This window comes from Saccharothrix sp. NBAS 001, from assembly GCF_056640475.1.
In genome coordinates this window covers 484,240-501,834 of sequence record NZ_CM153251.1, presented here as the reverse complement: position 1 = coordinate 501,834, position 17,595 = coordinate 484,240, and the positions used below count along the sequence as shown (strand labels likewise).

At 75.3% G+C, this 17,595-nt stretch carries 13 protein-coding genes; 10 read left to right on the top strand and 3 right to left on the bottom strand.

Features of this window, described 5'->3' with window-relative positions:
* The first annotated feature begins 40 nt into the window (after positions 1 to 40).
* From AC0HI0_RS02285 to AC0HI0_RS02275, 3 genes are all read left to right on the top strand, one after another.
* Positions 41 to 835 carry a hypothetical protein gene (locus tag AC0HI0_RS02285; RefSeq protein ID WP_480930552.1) on the top strand — a complete coding sequence of 265 codons (795 nt, stop codon included), beginning with the start codon at positions 41 to 43 and terminating at the stop codon, positions 833 to 835.
* Positions 832 to 1,893 (top strand): hypothetical protein, encoded by a 1,062-nt coding sequence (locus AC0HI0_RS02280; protein WP_480930551.1) that lies wholly within the window; start codon positions 832 to 834, stop codon positions 1,891 to 1,893. Before AC0HI0_RS02285 ends, AC0HI0_RS02280 begins: the two co-directional genes overlap by 4 nt.
* A 295-nt stretch (positions 1,894 to 2,188) precedes the next feature.
* The gene (locus tag AC0HI0_RS02275) at positions 2,189 to 2,878 is read left to right on the top strand and encodes a helix-turn-helix transcriptional regulator (protein WP_480930550.1); all 690 of its coding nucleotides are present in this window, start codon (positions 2,189 to 2,191) and stop codon (positions 2,876 to 2,878) included.
* On the opposite strand, the gene AC0HI0_RS02270 is transcribed toward AC0HI0_RS02275, so the two are convergent.
* Positions 2,857 to 3,513, bottom strand: coding sequence for a class I SAM-dependent methyltransferase (locus AC0HI0_RS02270; RefSeq protein WP_480930549.1), 657 nt, complete (start codon positions 3,511 to 3,513; stop codon positions 2,857 to 2,859). The two genes, AC0HI0_RS02275 and AC0HI0_RS02270, sit on opposite strands and share 22 nt — an antisense overlap.
* Positions 3,514 to 3,665: 152 nt before the next feature.
* Here AC0HI0_RS02270 and AC0HI0_RS02265 point away from each other — a divergent pair, with 152 nt between their 5' ends.
* The 4 genes from AC0HI0_RS02265 (at position 3,666) to AC0HI0_RS02250 (ending at position 7,320) form a co-directional block, all read left to right on the top strand.
* Complete coding sequence (locus tag AC0HI0_RS02265) at positions 3,666 to 5,243, top strand: PucR family transcriptional regulator (RefSeq protein ID WP_480930548.1); 1,578 nt, start codon at positions 3,666 to 3,668, stop codon at positions 5,241 to 5,243.
* Between the two features lie 76 nt (positions 5,244 to 5,319).
* Entirely contained in the window at positions 5,320 to 6,573 is a 1,254-nt protein-coding gene (locus tag AC0HI0_RS02260) for an NAD(P)/FAD-dependent oxidoreductase (protein ID WP_480934241.1), read from the top strand.
* A complete protein-coding gene (locus AC0HI0_RS02255) occupies positions 6,570 to 6,749 on the top strand; it encodes a hypothetical protein (protein WP_480930547.1) in 180 nt (59 codons plus the stop codon). Before AC0HI0_RS02260 ends, AC0HI0_RS02255 begins: the two co-directional genes overlap by 4 nt.
* Before the next feature lie 115 nt (positions 6,750 to 6,864).
* Positions 6,865 to 7,320 carry a GreA/GreB family elongation factor gene (locus AC0HI0_RS02250; protein WP_480930546.1) on the top strand — a complete coding sequence of 152 codons (456 nt, stop codon included), beginning with the start codon at positions 6,865 to 6,867 and terminating at the stop codon, positions 7,318 to 7,320.
* Here the strand turns inward: AC0HI0_RS02250 and AC0HI0_RS02245 are convergent.
* A complete protein-coding gene (locus AC0HI0_RS02245) occupies positions 7,292 to 7,933 on the bottom strand; it encodes a TetR/AcrR family transcriptional regulator (RefSeq protein ID WP_480930545.1) in 642 nt (213 codons plus the stop codon). The two genes, AC0HI0_RS02250 and AC0HI0_RS02245, sit on opposite strands and share 29 nt — an antisense overlap.
* A gap of 83 nt (positions 7,934 to 8,016) precedes the next feature.
* Between AC0HI0_RS02245 and AC0HI0_RS02240 the strand changes: the two genes are divergently transcribed.
* The 3 genes from AC0HI0_RS02240 to AC0HI0_RS02230 all read left to right on the top strand — a co-directional run bounded on the left by AC0HI0_RS02240 (position 8,017) and on the right by AC0HI0_RS02230 (position 15,227).
* On the top strand, positions 8,017 to 9,153 hold the full coding sequence (locus AC0HI0_RS02240) for an epoxide hydrolase family protein (protein ID WP_480930544.1): 1,137 nt from the start codon (positions 8,017 to 8,019) through the stop codon (positions 9,151 to 9,153).
* A 160-nt stretch (positions 9,154 to 9,313) separates the two neighbouring features.
* On the top strand, positions 9,314 to 13,321 hold the full coding sequence (locus AC0HI0_RS02235; protein ID WP_480930543.1) for a hypothetical protein: 4,008 nt from the start codon (positions 9,314 to 9,316) through the stop codon (positions 13,319 to 13,321).
* A 1,228-nt stretch (positions 13,322 to 14,549) separates the two neighbouring features.
* On the top strand, positions 14,550 to 15,227 hold the full coding sequence (locus AC0HI0_RS02230) for an adenosylcobinamide amidohydrolase (protein WP_480930542.1): 678 nt from the start codon (positions 14,550 to 14,552) through the stop codon (positions 15,225 to 15,227).
* Here AC0HI0_RS02230 and AC0HI0_RS02225 read toward each other — a convergent pair.
* Entirely contained in the window at positions 15,217 to 17,181 is a 1,965-nt protein-coding gene (locus AC0HI0_RS02225; RefSeq protein ID WP_480934240.1) for an acyltransferase family protein, read from the bottom strand. The genes AC0HI0_RS02230 and AC0HI0_RS02225 overlap by 11 nt on opposite strands.
* Positions 17,182 to 17,595: the final 414 nt, after the last annotated feature.

Sequence of the window (17,595 nt, the reverse complement as noted above, 5' to 3'; positions counted from 1 at the left end):
AAGCCGGGGGTGGCGGGGGTGCGTCGCGTAAATTCGGCGAATGGGGGAACTGGGGTTCGCAGAGGTGCCCGCGCTGCGGCGCAGGAGAGATGTCCGAACTGTCCTCGGAGTGCTGTCCGGCTTGGTCTGCCTGGTGTTCACCGCCGGCACGATCCGGTCGTCGTCGAAACCGGGCTACCGGTACGCCGACGGTGAACTGGTCGGGGAGATCGCGATCGTCGCGGTGTCCGGCGTGGTGGCCTCCCTGGCGATCCGGGCCGGGGTGCGCGCGCACCGGGCGATCGCGCTGCTCGTCGGGTGGCTCGCGGTGGTGCTCGCCCACGATCATGCCGCGCACCTTGACGTCCGACGCGACCAGCAGCTGGTTGCCGATCCGATCGGTTTTCAGCGTCACCTTCACGACCTTGGTGAAGGCGTCGTCGGCACGGCGTCGACCCTGGTGGCGGTCGGCGTCGCGGCGCTGCCACCGCGGGCGGGGTCGCGACGCACGTGGCGGTCGGCGGGGATCGTCGTGCTGATCGTCCTGTCGTTCACGTACGGGATCCCGATGTCCGCCGTGGCCGCGCACGGGTGGCCGCGCCGCTTCCGCGCGGTCCTCCGGTCGGGCCGGCACCGCGCCCACGTCGACGTCCGGACGGGAGGGCCGGACCGCCTTCCCCGCCCGCGGTTCCGCATCCGCTACGAGGACGGCAGCACCGCCGACGCGGTGGCCACCCCGGCGTTCCGCTGGCCGGTCAAGGGCGAGGATCTCCCGGTGTGGATCGGCGGGGACCGGCACGTGGTGAACGTGCTGCCGAACCTTCGTGCCGTGCCGGCGACGGTGAGCACCCGGTGATCCCGACCGAGCGCCAACTGCGGCGGGCCCGGCGCGGAGGCCCGCCGAAGTCCGTGCGATACGCCTGGGGCACCTTGGCGGCACTGGTGTTCCTGTACTTCCTGCTCACCGTGGTGACGTTGGCGGTGATGCCGAACCGGCACCAGACCCCCGGCGCGATCGCGTTGGAGGTCTTGGTGATCGCGGTCTCCGGAACGGTGGCGTTCCGGGCTTTCCGGCCCGCGCAGCCGCCACCGGCGGTCGTGGTCGGGCCGGCCACGCGTGACGCGCAGGTCGCCCGGATGCTCACCGCCCGGCTGCGGTGGTCGGTGCTGTTCGTGCTGTCGCTCGGCGCAGTGCTGATCGGGGTCGAACTGCTGGTGGTGCGGGACATGCGCGCGGACTGGTTGGCGGCCAACGGGATCCGGGTCAGCGGGACCGTGGTGGCGGTAGAGGACGACCGGACCGAGGGGTCGTACTTCGACGCCGAGTCCGGGATCGGAACGGTGCGGATCACCTCGCACTCCGGCCGGACCTACCACGTGGGCGACGCGGTGACGCTGATCCACGGCCCGGCCGACACCTCGTGGGTCCGCACCCCGGACGAGCCCAACCACCCGGAGTTCCTGGGGCTGATCATCCTGCTGATCGCCGCCGGCCTGCTGGGCGCGCCGATCTCGGCGGTGTCGGCGCGCGCGTGGCGGCTGCGGCACCGCTCCGTGGTCGAGTCCGGGTGGCAGAAGGCCCGGGGCGTGTTCACCGGGTCGCACAGCGGACGCGTCCGGTACCTGACCCTGGCCGCCCGCTACCCGGACGGGCGGGAGGTCGAGCTGTGGGCCGCCTTCTTGCTGGCCCCGCCGAGCCGCTGGAACGGGCTGCCCGACGTCCTGGTGTGGATCGGCGGCGAGGGTCCGCGCGTGGTGGTCGTCCTGCCGAACGGCGAGGGCCTGCCGATGAAGGTGTCCAAGCCGCGCACGACGACACCGGACGAGGGTCTGTACCTGTACCGGCCGGCCGCAGGACGCGGCGATCGCGCTGCGCCACGCACTGCTCGGCCAGGACCGCCGGCAGGGTCGTGATCGGGTCGGACGCGGCCGGCGCGAAGGCGGACGCGGAGACGGGCGCGGTGTCGCGGTGGCCGTGCCCGAGTTCGGCGGCGGCCATCGCGCGGTCGACGGCGGGAGCGGTGTTCATCGGCGGTCCTTTGCGAGGTGGCGGCGGAGCCTTGCCGGGCTGAGCGGCGGGTGACGACCTGCACCGGGCAATCCGCCGACCTGACGGCTCCGCACCGAAGAACGTCGCGCCGCGCGGCCCGGCGCTCGGGATCATCCGGCCGGAGCCACGCGGGGTGTGACCGCCTGGCACGATTCGCGTGTGGAGTTCGCCGTGCGCGAGGGCTACGCGTGGTACCGGGGGCCGGCGACGGACAGCGCCGCGCACCGGCACGCCGCGTTCCAGGTGGCGATCGCGGTGCGCGGCGAGGTGGTGATCGTGGACGCGGCCGGCGAGCACCGGGGCCCGGCGCTGCTCGTGCCGCCGATGGTCCGGCACCGGATGCTCGCGACCCCGGACCTGCTGTCGTACTTCGTGGAACCGCAGTGCGCGTTCGCCGACCGGCTGCGCGGGCTGTGCGGTGCCGGGGTGGTCGCCGTGCCGGCCCTGCACGGGCTGCGCGAGGCGGAGATCCGGGCCGGGGCGGGCCCGTCGGACGGGGTGGACGGCCGGCTGCTGGCGGCGCTGACCGCCTCGGGCCCGGTGCCGCTGGCGGACCTGGCGGCCGAGGTCGGGTTGTCGCCGCAGCGGTTGCGGGCGCTGGCCCGGCGGCAGTTGGGGATGCCGCTGGCGCGGTGGCGGATCTGGCGGCGGCTGGCGTCGGCGGCGGAGGCGGTGCGCGCCGGGCAGTCCCTGGCCGACGCGGCGGTCACCGGCGGCTTCACCGACCAGGCCCACTTCACCCGCCGGATGCGCGAGATGCTGGGCGTCACGCCCGCCGCCGTGCTCCCCGCGCTGCGCGGGCCCGATCCCGGCCCGGCGGGCTCCGCTCAGGCGCGGCGGGCGACGTAGACCGAGATCGAACCGTTCGCGGTGGCCACCACCTCGGCCTCGCGGACGTCGGCGAACCCGGCCGACGCGATCAGGTCCGGCAGCACGCCGTCGGCGTTGGGCTGGGTGTCGGCCCGGCCGTCGGCGAGCTGCACGACCCGGAACGCCAGCCGCATCAACCTCGTGCGCTGCCAACCGAAATCGCCGATCACCAGTTTGCCGCCGGGCCGCAGCACCTCGTGCATCGACGCCAGCACGGCCCGCTTCACCGGCATCGGGCACTGGTGCAGCACCAGGCTGGACACCACCGTGGTCACCGAACCCCGGTCCACCACACCGGTCAGCGCGTCGCCCATCGCGATGTGCCACCGGGCCGCGCCGGGGGCTTTGCGGCGCGCCACGGCGAGCACGTCGGGATCCGGGTCGACCCCGATGATCCGGGCGCGCGGCTCGATCCGGTCGAGCAGCAGCGCCAACGACCCCGTGCCGCACCCGACGTCGAGGATCACGTCGTCGGGGCGCGGGGCGACGTGCATGGCGAGCAGGCTGCGCCACAGGCGTTCCCGGGTCAGCGCGATCAGCGGGTCGTAGAGGCGGCCCAGGACGGGCAGCGCGGCCGACAAGCGGCCCGTGGCGGGGGTGAAAGGTCGGGTCACACCGGCGAGTCTGGTGCGCTCCCGGTGCCGCGGTCTTGTACGAACCGCTCGCGCTCGGCGGCGGAGGCGCGCCCGTCCACAGCGGACGTCCGGTGGGCGGTGTCGGGCGGAGCGCGATTACCGTGGGTGGCTGGTCGGGATTGGGGCTGCTCATGGTGAGGCTGGACCGCTTGGTGAACGTGCTGGGCGGCTACGGGGTGCGGTTGGCCTGCTGTCCCGTGCCGCGCTCGGCGGAGTTGCGCAGCGTGGCCGTGCACGACCCGGCGGACGGGCGGACGGTGCAGGGCGACGTGTTCCTGGCCGTCGGAGCGGGCTCGGTGGACGAAGCCGTGGCGTGGGGTGCGGCGGCGCGGGCGGCGGTGGTGCTGGTGCGGACCGGGTCCGACCGGGAGGCGGCGGCGGTCGGCGAGGCGCGCGGGGTGGCGGTGCTCGCGGTGGACCCCGCCGTGTCGTGGAGCGAGCTGGCGGGCGTGGTCTACGGGCTGGTGCTGGAGGGCCGGGAGACCGAGTCCGGGCGCGGGCCGACGGACCTGTTCGCGCTGGCGGACAGCCTGGCGGCGGCGGTCGGCGGCGCGGTGACCATCGAGGACCGGCGGTCGCGGGTGCTGGCCTATTCGAGCCTCCAGCAGCACGCGGACCCGGCGCGCTCGGCGACCATCCTCGGCCGCCGGACGCCGGAGCCGTTGCGCCGGCTGTTCGACGCCCGGGGCGTGGCGGCGCACCTGGCGTCCTCGGACGAGCCGCTGTTCGTCCCGCCCGACCCGGCGCACGGCCTGTCCGGCCGGATGGTGGTGGCGGTGCGGGCCGGGCGGGAGGTGCTGGGGTCGGTGTGGGCGACCTGCGCCGAGCCGCTGACCGGCGTGCGGCGCACCGCGCTCGCGGACGGCGCGCGGACCGTCGCGCTGCACCTGCTGCGCTCGCGGGCGAGCGCGGACCTGGAGCGCCAGGTGGAGTCCGACCTGGTCAGCCGGCTGCTGGAGGGCACGGTGGACGCCGCGACGGTGGTCAGCAGGCTCGGTCTGCCGCCGGGTCCGCTGCGGGTGATCGCGGTCCGCGCGCACGTCGCCGACGAACGGCACGCCGCGCTGCTGCTGGCCTTCGACCGGGCCACCACGGGGTTCGGCTGGTCGCGGCCGGGCCGCAGCGCGCTGGCCGGCACGTCGCTCTACACCCTGCTGCCCGGCGAGCGGGCCGCGCCCGCGCGGGAGTGGGTGGCCGCGCTGCGGTCGGCGCTGCCCCCGCAGGTCACGGTCTGGGCCGGGATCGGCGGCACGGCGGTGGCGGCCGACCTGCCCGCCGCCCGCCGGGAGGCGGACGAGTGCCTCGCCCTGCACGAGTCGCGCACCCCGGACGACCCGCCGCCGGCCTACGACGAGTCGTGGGACGACATCCTGCTCCAGCGCCTGCGGGCGGCGGCGAAGGCGGGCCGGACGCCGACTCGCGGCCCGGTGGCCGAACTGCGCCGGCACGACGTCGAGCACGGCACCCGCTACACCGCGACGCTGCGGGCGTGGCTGGCGGCGCAGGGCGACCTCGCGGAGGCCGGGCAGCGGCTGGGCGTGCACCAGAACACCGTGCGCAACCGGCTGCGGAAGATGACCGGCGTGGCGGGGCTGGACCTCGACGACGCCCGCAAGCGGCTCGCGCTGGTCATCGCCCTGGCCGCCGAGGACGACACCGACCTGGGCACCGCTGTGGGGAACGGACAAGGAGCCGACCCCGAACTGTAGGCAACGGACAGCCACCCGCCGGTCCGGCCGGTCCATCCTGGTGCCGAGAGCAGGTTTCCGGGTGCTGGAGGTGGTCATGGTCGGGCGCGTCGACGGCGGGCCGAGGTCGGCCGTCGTGGTCGGGGCGGGCATCGTGGGCCTGTCCACCGCGTGGTTCCTCCAGGAGCGCGGCGTCGAGGTGACCGTGGTGGACCGCACGGGCGTCGCCGCCGGCGCGTCGTGGGGCAACGCCGGGTGGCTCGCGCCGGGCCTGGCGATCCCGCTCAACGAGCCGAACGTGCTGCGCTACGGCCTGCGGTCGCTGCTGAGCCCGACCGCGCCGCTGCACGTGCCGCTGTCCGCGGACCCGGGCCTGTGGAGCTTCCTGGCGCGGTTCGCCGCGCACTGCCGCTGGTCGTCGTGGAACCGGGCGGTGCGGGCGAACCTGCCGCTCAACGACGAGTGCGCCGAGGCGTTCGACGTGCTGACCGCCAACGGCGTGACCGCGCCGGTGCTCGACGCGCCGATCACCGCCGGGTTCGAGACTCCCCGCCGGGCGCAGGGCCTGCTGCGGGAGCTGCGGCGGATGGCCGACCAGGGCCAGCCGGTCGAGCACGCGGTGCTGTCGGCCGACGAGGTGCGCGCGCAGGTCCCGCTGGCGTCCCCGGCGCTCACCGCGGGCGTCCGGGTGGACGGGCAGCGGTACGTCGACCCCGGCGGGTTCGTGCAGGCGCTGGCCCGTGCCGTGGTGGCGCGCGGCGCGGACGTCCGGCTGTTCGAGGTGGCGAGCATCCGCCCGTACAGCAAGGGGGTCACGGTGCACCCGCGCTTCGGTGACGCCGTGGCGGCCGACGTCGCCGTGGTGGCGACGGGCGCGTGGCTGTCGCGGCTGGCACGCGGGTGGGGCGTGCGGGTGCCGGTGCGGGCCGGTCGCGGGTACTCGTTCACCGTTCCCGTCGAGCACCCCGTGCCCGGTCCGGTGTACCTGCCGGACGTGCGGGTGGCGTGCACGCCGTACCAGGGCGGGCTGCGGGTCGCGGGCACGATGGAGTTCCGCGACCCGGACGCGCCGGGCGTGACCGCGCGGGTGGACGCCGTCGTCGCGTCGGCCCGTCCGCTGCTGCGCGGCGTCCGGTGGGACGAGCGGACCGACGTGTGGGTGGGGCCGCGTCCGGTGACCCCGGACGGGCGGCCGGTGATCGGCGCGGTGCGGGCCCCGAACGTGTACGTCGCGGGCGGGCACGGCATGTGGGGTCTCGCACACGGCCCGATCACCGGGCGGCTGCTGGCCGAGCAGGTGACCACCGGCAAGACGCCGGACGCCCTGCGCGAGTTCGACCCGTTGCGATGAGCGCCCCGGAGACCACCGCGGCCGGGCTGACCGAGGACGAGCGCGCCGAGTTGGCGTGGTTGCGCTCGGAGAACACGTTCCTGCGGGCCCAGCGCGACGTGCTGGTGCGGATCGCCACCGGCTACGCGCACGACATGGACGCGCTGCTGCGGCGGCGCGACCCGCTGTCGCACTGACCACTCCCCCATGTCCGTGGGGGCCGGCGTCGGCAGAACACCCGGCAATCACGGACCCCACCGCCGTCAGGGCGGGCCCCCAACCGCCCTGACGGCGCACTTCCCGGAGCACACGATGACCGACTGGCTGACCCCGCAGGCCCACGACCGGCTGCGCGCCGAACTGGCCGACCTGCTCGCCCTGCCCGCACCGCGCGCCGACGACGACCTGGTCACGATGACCCGGCGGCAGCGGGAGGTGCGCATCCGCGAGGTGCGCGACCTGCTGGCGCGCGCGGTGGTCGGCGAGGACCCGCCGGACGACGGGGTCGCCGAGCCGGGCATGGTGCTGACCGTCCGCTACGACGACACCGGCGAGGTGGAGACGTTCCTGCTGGGCGTGCGGGAGGCCGAGCACGGCGACGTCGAGGTCTACTCCCCCGACTCGCCGCTGGGCACCGCCCTGGACGGGGCCCGGCGCGGCGAGCAGCGCGCGTACGTCGTGCCGAACGGGGCGACCGTGCGGGTGACGCTGGTCGACGCGGTCCCCTACGGCCGCCGGGTCACGACCGGGGACGCCAGCGCCAGCTGAAGTCGGCGGGTGCCGGCGGCGGTCCGGGCAGGTCGGGGCCGTCGGCCCGGGCGAGGCTGTCCACCATCATGGCCAGCACCCGGCGGCGCAGCTCGGCGGTGCGCGCGCCGTCCGGCACCCGGATCGCGGCACAGCACTCCAGGACCAGGCCGACGTCCTGCACGACGACGTCGGCCCGCAGCCTGCCGCCCGCGTGCGCGCGGTCGACCAGCGCTTGCGCGAGCTGCCCGGCGCGTCGGGCGTCCTCGTCCATGTCCGGGGTGGGGGTGAAGGTGCCGGCCAGGTGCACGGTCAGCGAGTGCACGTCGGCGTCGACCACGCCGACCAGGAACGCGGTGAACGCGGCCCAGTCGTCCGGTTCGGCCAGCGCCGCCTCGGCCACGGCGATGTACCGGCGCAGCCCGTCGTGGCAGAGCTTGCGCAGCAGCTCCTCCTTGCTGGGGTACCGGCGGTAGAGCGCGCTGATCCCCACGCCCGCGTGCTTGGCCACGTCGGCGATGGGGGACCTCGGGTCCTTGAGGAACACCTCGCGGGCGCCGGCGAGGATGGCCTCGTCGTTGAGCGCGGCCTGCTGGCGGCGGCCGGAGAGGCCGGCTTCGGTCGGTGACGGCATGGTGACCAGAATAGCACTGGAACGGATCGTTCCGCTCCGCTATGGTGAAACGGAACAAAGCATTCCGTTCCAGAGGAGCAGAGATGACCAGCACCGCCATCCGCCCGTTCCGCGTCGAGGTCCCGCAGGCCGACCTGGACGACCTGCACCGCCGGCTGGACGCGGTGCGCTGGCCGGACGAGCTGCCCGGCGTCGGGGACGCGTACGGCGTGCCGAACGCCCGGGTGCGCCGGCTCGCCGACCACTGGCGGTCCGGGTTCGACTGGCGCGCCGTCGAGGCCAGGCTCAACTCCCACCCGCAGTTCACCACCGAGATCGACGGCGAGGACATCCACTTCCTGCACGTCCGGTCCTCCCGCGAGGACGCCACCCCGCTGGTGCTCACCCACGGCTGGCCCGGCACGGTGGTCGAGTACCTCGACCTGATCGCCCCGCTGACCGAGCCCGAGGACGACGGCCCCGCGTTCCACCTGGTGATCCCGTCGCTGCCGGGCTTCGGCTTCTCCGGCCCGACCCGCAGCACCGGCTGGGGCACCCACCGGACCGCCCGCGCGTGGGTCGAGCTGATGCACCGGCTGGGCTACCGGCGCTACGGCGCGGTCGGCAACGACGGCGGTTCGATGGTCTCCCCCGAGGTCGGCCGGCTCGACCCGGAGGGCGTGATCGGCGTGCACGTCACCCAGATCTTCTCGTTCCCGTCCGGCGACCCGGCCGAGTTCGAGGGCCTGGGCGAGGCCGACCTGGCCGCGCTGAAGCACCTGGAGTGGTTCTACGCCAACAAGTTCTCGTTCAACGCGCTGCACAGCCAGCAGCCGCAGACGCTGGCCTTCGCGCTGGCGGATTCCCCGGTGGGCCTGCTCGGGTGGAATGCGCAGTTGTTCGGCGAATCGTTGGACGACGATTTCGTGGTGGCCAACGTGGCGATCCACTGGTTGACCCGGACCGGCGGTTCCGCGATCCGGTTCTACTACGAGGACGCGCACCACACCGACCGGCCGACCGGCCCGACCACCGCGCCGACCGCACTGGCCATGTTCGCCGGCGACTTCCAGTCCATCCGCCGGTTCGCCGACCGCGACCACGCCAACATCGTGCGCTGGAACGCTTACGGCACCAAGGCGGACGGCAGCGCCAACGACGCGGCGGGCCACTACGCCGCGCACGAGGCGCCGCAGGTGCTGGCCACCGACATCCGCGAGTTCTACGCCGAGTTGGGCTGACCCGCCGAAACCGCCGGGAATCGTCCGCAATTGTGCGGCGCAATTCCCGGCGGTTTTTTCACGGGCCCGTGTCGGACTTGCCGGCGGTGGTCGACCGGTGCCATTGTCCGGGGTTCCGCCGAATCGTCCCGGCGGCGAATCGTCCGCGAGGAGTTCGAGCGTGGCGGAAAACCGCATCGACGGACCGGTCCGGCAGGTCGTGCAGGCTTCGGTGGTGCACGGCGGCGTGCACGTCCACGGGGCGGCAGGACCCCCGCACGTCGCCGACGAGTTCCCGGACGTGTTCGGCGACCTGCGCGGCCTGCACGTGACCACGCGGCCGTGGCTGCGCGACCGGGTGGACGCGTTCCTGGCGGGCGGGCCGCGCGGGTACTTCTTCGTCGAGGGCAAGACCGGCGTCGGCAAGACCACGTTCCTGGCCGCGCTGGCGCGCGAGCGCGGCCTGCCCGGCCACTTCGTCACCGGCCTGCCGTCCCGGCGCACGGTCGCGGGCGCGCTGCGCGGCCTGGGCACCCAGCTGATCAGCCGCTACGGCCTGGCGCACGAACCGGAGACCGCCGCCGACCCGGTCGGGTTCCTGGAGGTGCTGCACGCGGCGGCGGGCGCGGCGTCCCGGGAGGGCCGGCGGCTGGTGCTGGCCGTGGACGGGCTGGACCGGGCGGCCGAGGGCGCGGACCTGCCGCTCGCGCTGCCGACCAGCCTGCCGGACAACGCCTACGTGATCGCGACCGTGCGCGAGGGCGTCCCGCTGCACGCCCGGCAGGAGCGCCACGACCACGTCCGGATCGACCCCGCCGGGCAGGCCAACCTGAACGACGTCCGGCGGCACGTCGAGCAGGCGCTGGCGGCCGACGACGTGCTGCGCGCGCGGGTCGTGGCGAAGACGTCGGCGGAGGCGTTCCGGGACGAGGTGGCGCGGCGCTGCGGCGGGGTGTGGATCTTCCTGCGGCACGTGCTGGCCGACGTCCGGGAGGGCCGCACCGAGCCGGACGGCCTGGCCGCCCTGCCGGTCGGCCTGTGGGCCTACTACAGCCACACCCTCGACCAGCTGATGGCCGAGGGCGACGTGCTGCCGGCGCTGAGCGTGCTGGCCTGCGCGCCCGAGCCGCTGACCCTGGACACCGTGGTCGCGCTGACCGGCGCGCCCGACGTCGCGGACCTGCGGGCGCTGGTCTCCGGGCGGCTGCGGGCGTTCGCGACCGACCGGGACGGGCGGTTCGCCCCGCTGCACGACAGCGCCCGCGACTACCTGACCGGCGTGCGCCCGGACGGCGCGATGACCGGCGACGAACCCCGGCTGGACCTGCTGGCCACCACCGCGACGGCGACCCGGCGGCGGATCGCGGACCGACACCTCGCCGCGCTGGCCCGCGACCCGGCCGCGCTGGGCGACCTGGACGACGGCTACGGGCTGCGCAACCTGGCCGGGCACCTGGCCGAACTCGGTGCCGCGCCGGAACTGCACGACCTGCTGACCGCGCCGCACGGCGGCTCCACGGCGTGGTTCCGGGCGCACGAGGCGCACGGCACGTTCGCCGACTACCGGGCGTCCCTGGCGCTGGGCCGCCGGCTCGCCGCCGACGCGACCGACGCCGAGCTGGCCGAGGGCGGCCGGGCCCGGCCGATCGGCCGGGAGATCCGCTACGCCCTGATGGACAGCAGCGTCGAGTCGATCGTCACCGGCGTCCGGCCGGGCCTGCTGCGCACCCTCGTGGAGGGGCGGGTGTGGCCGCCCGGGGTCGCGCTGGCCAGGGTGCGGGCGGTGGAGCACTACGCGGACCGGGTGGAGCTGGTCGGCGCGCTGGCCCGGGCCCGGCGCGACGACGAGCCGTGCCTGGACCCGGCGCGGGCGGCCCGGGCGCTGGCGCTGATCAGCCCGCCCGCGTCGCGGAGGGCCCACGAGGTGGTCGCGCTGCTGGCCCCGCTGCTGGCCGCCGACGACCGGGCGCGGCTGGTCGCCGGGCTGCTGCCGGCCGACGGGACGCCGAACCGGGCGGACCGGCTGGTCGCGCTCGCCCCGGTGCTCGCGCCCGATGAGCTGGACCGGGCGGTCGCCGAGGCGCTGGACCTGCCCGACCCGGCGCGGGCGCTGGCCGGGCTCGTCCCGCACCTGCCGGCGCGGGCGCTGCCCGCCCTGCGCCCGGTGGTGGCCGGCTACCACGAGCCGTACGGGTTCCGGCAGATCGCCCGGCGGGCGCTGGTGCTGCGGCTGGCCGCCGAGGGGCTGGAGCCGGCGTGGGTGGCGTCCTGCCTGGCGCACGAACTGCGGTCGTTGAGCGTGCAGGCCGCCATCGGCGGTCCGGAGCACGTCCGCGCCTTGGTGCCGCTGGTCGACGGGCCGACCTTGGCGGCGGCGCTGGACGACGCGCTCGACCACGTGGACCAGGCCACCGAGCCGGACGTGCCGGTGCTGTCCGCGCTGGCCGAGTTCCTGCGCGGCCCGGCCGTCGACCGGGCGCTGGACCTGGCGCGCGCGGTCGGCCGGATCCGGCCGGTCCGGTTGCGCGCCGAACCGCACTGGGCGCGGGCGTCGGCGCTGGCCGCACTGCTGCGCGCGGTGCCGGCCGCGCACCGGGGGGCGGTGGTCGCCGAGGCGTTGCGCGCCCTGCCGAAGCCGGGCGACCGGTTCGACCTGGTGCGCGGCGGGACGCTGGCCGCGCTGGCCGCCCACGCCGACCCGAAGAACGCCGGCGCGCTGCGCGCCGAGGCCCGCCGGCTGGAGCCCCGGCACCGCGCCGCCGTGCTCGCCGCGCTGGCCGGCCGGGTACCGCCGCGCGACGCGACCGCCCTGCGCCGGGAGGCGCTGGAGCAGGTCGCGGCGGAACACGGGTGGCGGCGGGCGGAAGCGTTGCGGGCGGTCGCGCCGCACCTGGACCACGACTCCCGGCGGGTCGCGCTCGGGCTGCTCGCGGACGTGGACCGGGGCCGGGCCGAGACGCTGGAGGCGCTGGTCGAGGGCGTGACCGACGAGGAGGCCCTGGAGGAGGCGGCCGAGGCGGTGGCCGTGATCGGCGACGCCCGGCCGCACGTGCTGCTGCCCGCCGCGCTGGTCGGGCACGTGTCCCGGGCGCAGCGGCCGGCGCTGTGCGCGCGGGTCGAGGTGGCCGCCGCCGACCTGCCGCCGACCGACCGGGCGGACGTGCTGATCGCGCTGGCCGCCGGGGTGGCCGGGGAGGACCGGGAACGCCTGCTGCGCCAGGCGGCCGGGCTCGCGCCGGTCGCCCGGGACCCGTCCGACCGGGGACACGCGTCCCGCCTGGCGGCCCTGTGCGGCGCGTTCACCACCGCCGACCTGCACGCCCGGCTGGCCGACGCGGTCACCCTGCTCGACGACGAGGACGCGCTCGACACCTGGCACACCCTGGGCGCGCGGCTGGGCGACGACCGGGTCACCGAGCGGTTCTGGGACGCGCAGAACCGGCGGCTGCGCGGCGCGCCGGACCACCGGTACGCCCGCTTCCTGGCGATGATCGCGCCGTGGGTGGACGCCGACCAGGTGGCCGGGCTGCCCCCGGCCGCCGCCGACCTCGACGCCCGCTACCGGGGCCTGCCGCTGGCCGCCGCGGCCACCCGGCTGACCGGACCGGCCCGCCGGGACGCGGTGCGGGTCGCGTTCGCCGACCTGGCCGCCGACCCGGCGCTGACCCGCCCGCACCTGGTCGCGCTGCTGGCCCGCGCGATGACCGCCGACGAGCGCGACCGGCTGGTGGATCTGCTGGGGACCCGGGTCCGGCTGCGCTGGTTCCCCGACGTGCTGGCCCGGGTGCTGCCCGAACTGGACCAGCCGCAGCGCGAACGGCTGTGCGCGGCGGCCGTGCCGACGTTGCCGACCCAGGCCCCGTTGCCGGGCCGGGACTTCACCGCGGTGGCCGCGCACGCGACCGTGCCGTTCCTGCGTGCGCTGCTGGAGGCCGCCCGGTTCGCGCCGGAGGGCAACCGGGCGCGGGCGACGGCGGCGGTGCTCTCCGCCGGGGCGGCGGCGCGGGTGTCGTGGCAGCGGGAGGTCGCCGGGCTGCCGCCGTTGCGCGAACTGCTGTCCGGCTTCGACCGGCCGGGCCTGGTGACCGTGCTCGCGGCGGCGGTGCCGCAGCTGGTCCGGGATGGCGGGCGGCGGGCGGGCGAGGAATGCCTGCGGGCCGTGGACGACGTAATGCGCTGGTGGCCGTGACCTCGCGGCCGACGTCCGTCGATCATCCCGCCCGACGACGCCCGACCAGAAGCGCTCCGGCCCGACGTCCCGCGTGCAGCCCGAAGTCGCGGCGGCGGTGCCACAACGGGTCTGGGACGGCGGGCGGCGGGCGGGCGAGGAATGCCTGCGAGCCGTGGACGACGTGCTCCGCTCGCCGGCCAGAACACTTCGGCTCGGCATCCTGAGCCCGACAACCGCCAACGGAGTGCGGGCACCGCGCTCGCGACGGGCGGTGCCGTAACTGGTCCGGGACGGTGGGCAACGCATCGGCGGGAAATGCTGGCAGGCCGTGGAAGACACACCGCACTAGCGGGCATGGCCACGCAGCAGACGTCCGTTGGCCATGCCGCCGACGAACCCTGCGACGGCACTCCGGCCCGACATCCCGGGCCCGACGACAACCGGCCGAACCTGGTCATCGTGCTCGCGGCAGCAGTGCCGCAACCGGTTCGGGGCGACGGGCAACGAACCGGCGAGGTCGGCTCGGCATCCCGAGCCCGACAACAACCGGCGGAGTGTGGACACCGCGCTCGCGACGGGCGGTGCCGCAGCTGGTCCGGGACGGCGCGTAACGCATCGGCGGAGAACGCAAGCAGGCCGTGGACGACGCGCCGCACCGGCGGGCATGGCCACGCCGCAGACGTCCGTTGGCCATGCCACCGACGAAATCCGGCCACGGCACTCCGGCCCGACATACCTTGCCTGACAACAGCCCGCTGGCTCTGGTCATCGTGCTCGCCGCGCCGGGCCGTAACTGGTTCGCGACGAACCGGCGAAGAGTGCCTACAGGCCAGGGAAGACGTGCCGCACTGGCGAACGTGACCACGCCGCAGGCATCCATTGACCATGCCCCCCGCCGAGCCCCCACGAGAGGCACTCCGGGCCCGGCCTCCTGAGCCCGACGACAGCCGGCCGAGCCTGGTCATCGTGCTCGCGGCAACAGTGCCGCAACTGGTCCGGGACGGCGGGCAACGAACCGGCGAGGAATGCCTACGAGCCGTGGACGACGTACTGCGCCGGCGAACGTGACCACGCCGCAGACACCTGTTGATCATGCCGCCCGACAACAAACCAGCTCTGGCCACCATGTTCGCGACGATGCCTCAGCGGGTCAGCGACGGCGGGCGACGAACCGGCGAACAGTGTGTCTACAGGCCGAAGAAGACGTGCCGCACTGGTCGCCGTAGACGCCAGTACCGTGCGACGGGTGTCCACGATCATCCCGCCCGACGAAGACCGGCCCGGGGTACTCCGGCCCGACGTCCTGGTGCAGCCCGACAACGGCCGGCCGACCTTGGCGTGGTCGTTCCCGGACGGGGTGCGGGCGGTGTCGACGGCGGTGGTCGGTGGCGGGCTCGGGCCGTGTCGCTGGGTGGTCAACGTCGAGGTGGACGACGAGTACCACCGCGACCCCGTGGCGCACATCGCCGAACTGGCCGGCTCGTGGGGTCTGGTGGGTCCCGGATCGGGCCTGTTGACGGCCGCCGTGGTCACGGCGTTCGCGGTCGGCGCGGATCGGGGGGTCGAGTGCGTCGCCACGGTCGGGCTCAGCCACCCGACGTTCGCCGCCGCCCGCGCGGACCGCGCGGTGTGGGCACCGGGGACGATCAACACGGTCTGCTGGGTGCCGGTCGGCTTGGACGACGGCGCGCTGGTCAACGCCGTGGTCACGGCGACCGAGGCGAAGGCGCAGGCGTTGGCCGACGAGGGCGTGCACGGCACCGGCACGCCGAGCGACGCGATCGTCGTGTGCTGCCCGGACGGCGGTGGCGAGCCTTACGGCGGTCCACGGTCGCTGTGGGGGCAGCGGGTGGCGAACGCGGTCTACGCGGCGACGGTGGACGGCACGCGGCAGTGGCTCGTGGACAACGGCGTCACGGCGTGAGCGAGCCGTCGATGGCCGCAGCGACCATCGGGGTCATGGACCGCATGTAGGTGGCGCTGACGTGGTTGTCGTCCAGGTACACGTACACGTTGCCGATGATCGGCGGGCACGTGTCCACCGCGCAGTAGTAGTCGCTGAAGTCCAGGAACGTCACGTTCGACGGCAGGTCCGGGATCGCGGTGTAAGGCGCGTCGGGCGCGAGCAGTTCGGCGCGCGGTGTGCTGCACTGCGGCGCGTCCGGCCCGTGGGTGGCGGCGCAGATGCCCGGCGGGGACGCGAAGCGCGGGTTGTCGCGGGTCGCGAACACCGGGATGCCCTCCTGCTCCAGGATCCGCCAGGCGCCGACGAACCCGTCCGGCGTGGTCTCGGTGAGACCGGCCCGGACGTCGCGGCTGCCGTTGGCGAACACCAGGTCTGGGCGCATCGAGACGATCTCGGAGATGGCGTCGGCGTTCCACTGGGTGCACAGCTTGTCGCCCGGGATCGCCTCGGAGGTGGTCGCGAACGGGCACGCGCCGCGCAGCATGTGGATCAGCTGCCAGCCCCGGTCGCGGGCGATCGGCTCCAGCGCCGCCAGGAGCTGCTGCATGTGCGAGTCGCCGACGACCACGACCCGCTTCTCCGGGTTCGCGACCGGTGCCGAGCAGATCTCCAACGTCTTGTTGCTCGGCGAGACCTTGCAGGTCGCGTCGGGGATGCCCGCGTAGTCGCCGCCGAGCGAGATCATCGGCGGCACGGCCGGCGCGTCGGGCGCTCCCCAGTACTCGAAGTCGGGGGTCAGGGCCAGCGCGCCGGGGTGGTCCGGGTCGTCCACCAGGGCGTCGTAGGACGCGGCCTTGCGCTCGCTGACCACCTGCCAGCAGCCGGCCAGCAGCAGCACCGGCACCAGGCCGGCCACCGCGAACCGGTACCCGCCCCAGTCGGCGCGCAGCCGCACCGGGTTCTCCACCAGGTGGTGGGTGGCGGCGGCGAGCACCAGCGACAAGCCGATGATCACCGCGCCGCCGAGCGGCCCGACCTCCTCGCGCTGCCGGATCACCAGGTAGAACACCAGGACCGGCCAGTGCCACAGGTACAGCGGGTAGCTGATGTCGCCCAGGTAGCGCAGCGGGCGCGCGGTCAGCAGCCGGCCGGAGCCGCCCGCGCCGGCCGCCACGACGATCGCCGCGCCGCACAGCGTCGGCCACAGCGCGGCGTAGCCCGGGAACACCGTGCCGACCTGGAGGACCAGCCCGCACGCCACCAGCCCGACCACGCCCAGCCACCCGAGGACCGCGCGCACCGCGCGGGGCAGCACCAGGGCGTCGATCACCAGGGCCAGCAGCGCGCCCAGGGCGAACTCCCACACCCTGGCGAACGTGTCGAAGTACGCCAACTGCTGGTTGGTCGAGGTCACCACGACCGAGTAGGCCAGGGACGCGGCGAACACCACCACCAGCACCACGGCCAGGGCGCGCCGCAGGTCGCGCCGGGCGAGGACGGCGACACCGGCCACCAGCAGCGGCCACACCAGGTAGAACTGCCCCTGGATGGCCAGCGACCAGAAGTGCTGCACCGGGCCGGCCTCGTCGTGCCGGGCGAAGTAGTCGGCCGTGTCGGCGACCAGCTGCCAGTTCTCCAGGTAGAGCGCGGCGGCGACGACCTCGCGGATCGTCTGGAACCACCGGTTCTCCGGCAGCGCGACCACCGCGACGGCCATCGTGGCCGCCAGCACCAGCAGCGCCGCCGGGAACAGGCGCTTGACCATCCGCCCCCAGAACTCCCGGAACGCGATCCCGTCGCCGGCCGCCGCGCGCACCAGCTGCCCGGTCACCAGGAAGCCGGAGAGCAGGAAGAACACGTCCACGCCGCCGGACACCCGGCCCAGCCAGACGTGGTAGACGACGACCAGGGCGACGGCGAGCCCGCGCAACCCCTGCAACTCGGGGTGGTACCGGGCACGGCGGGGCAGCACGGACAAGATCGACTCCGGGGTGACGTTTTCGGCAGGGACGGTACCCCGTCGCCCGGCGGAGACGTCAACCACGCACGGCCGGCCGCGCGACAGGGCGACGGACGGTGACGGAGGGCAACGGACCGTGGACCACGCGCTCCCGTGCGGACGCGCCCGGCGTGTTCGGGCTCGGCCCGCACATCCCGCCGGGCGGGGAAGATCGGGCGCGGGCGTTTCTGCCTCGGCGTGCACGGGATGGCAGAGGTCGGCGAGGTGCACCCCGGGGATCACCGTGGCCGGACTCGACGGCGTGGCCGAACGGATCGCGCGGGTGTCCAGGTGCGTCGGGACGGCGATTCCCGGGGGTGCGGCGGTGCTGCGCGTCCGGCGTGTTCGGCGGCTGGCTGGAGTTCCTGTCACCGCACGGTGGTGCGT

Bases quoted from the DNA above. Each gene is read 5' to 3' on its own strand.
- AC0HI0_RS02285 (WP_480930552.1), top strand. From the start codon at position 41: ATGGGGGAACTGGGGTTCGCAGAGGTGCCCGCGCTGCGGCGCAGGAGA.
- AC0HI0_RS02265 (WP_480930548.1), top strand. From the start codon at position 3,666: ATGGTGAGGCTGGACCGCTTGGTGAACGTGCTGGGCGGCTACGGGGTG.
- AC0HI0_RS02260 (WP_480934241.1), top strand. From the start codon at position 5,320: ATGGTCGGGCGCGTCGACGGCGGGCCGAGGTCGGCCGTCGTGGTCGGG.
- AC0HI0_RS02255 (WP_480930547.1), top strand. From the start codon at position 6,570: ATGAGCGCCCCGGAGACCACCGCGGCCGGGCTGACCGAGGACGAGCGC.
- AC0HI0_RS02250 (WP_480930546.1), top strand. From the start codon at position 6,865: ATGACCGACTGGCTGACCCCGCAGGCCCACGACCGGCTGCGCGCCGAA.
- AC0HI0_RS02245 (WP_480930545.1), bottom strand. From the start codon at position 7,933: ATGCCGTCACCGACCGAAGCCGGCCTCTCCGGCCGCCGCCAGCAGGCC.
- AC0HI0_RS02240 (WP_480930544.1), top strand. From the start codon at position 8,017: ATGACCAGCACCGCCATCCGCCCGTTCCGCGTCGAGGTCCCGCAGGCC.